This window comes from Kluyvera georgiana ATCC 51603 (assembly GCF_001654985.1).
Lineage (GTDB): Bacteria > Pseudomonadota > Gammaproteobacteria > Enterobacterales > Enterobacteriaceae > Kluyvera > Kluyvera georgiana.
The window spans coordinates 1-371 of record NZ_LXEU01000148.1; the positions used below are offsets into that span (position 1 = coordinate 1).

1 tRNA gene and 1 rRNA gene are annotated in these 371 nt (G+C 49.6%); both read left to right on the forward strand.

Annotated features, from left to right (window positions below):
* Positions 1-125: 125 nt before the first annotated feature.
* Positions 126-241, forward strand: a 5S ribosomal RNA gene (rrf, locus tag M989_RS24065).
* A gap of 14 nt (positions 242-255) precedes the next feature.
* Positions 256-331, forward strand: a tRNA-Thr gene (locus M989_RS24070).
* Positions 332-371 lie beyond the last annotated feature (40 nt).

The window sequence follows — 371 nt, forward strand, 5'->3', positions numbered from 1 at the left end:
AGTACTAATGAACCGTGAGGCTTAACCTTACAACGCCGAAGATGTTTTGGCGAAAGAAAGACATCGATTTCAGCTTGATTACAGATTACATCGACATGCTAAAGCGTGTTGATAAACAGAATTTGCCTGGCGGCTGTAGCGCGGTGGTCCCACCTGACCCCATGCCGAACTCAGAAGTGAAACGCCGTAGCGCCGATGGTAGTGTGGGGTCTCCCCATGCGAGAGTAGGGAACTGCCAGGCATCAAATTTAGCGTGCTGATATGGCTCAGTTGGTAGAGCGCACCCTTGGTAAGGGTGAGGTCCCCAGTTCGACTCTGGGTATCAGCACCACTTTTTCGGTTAAAGTTTGGCACTTAGTAAAGAATTTGTC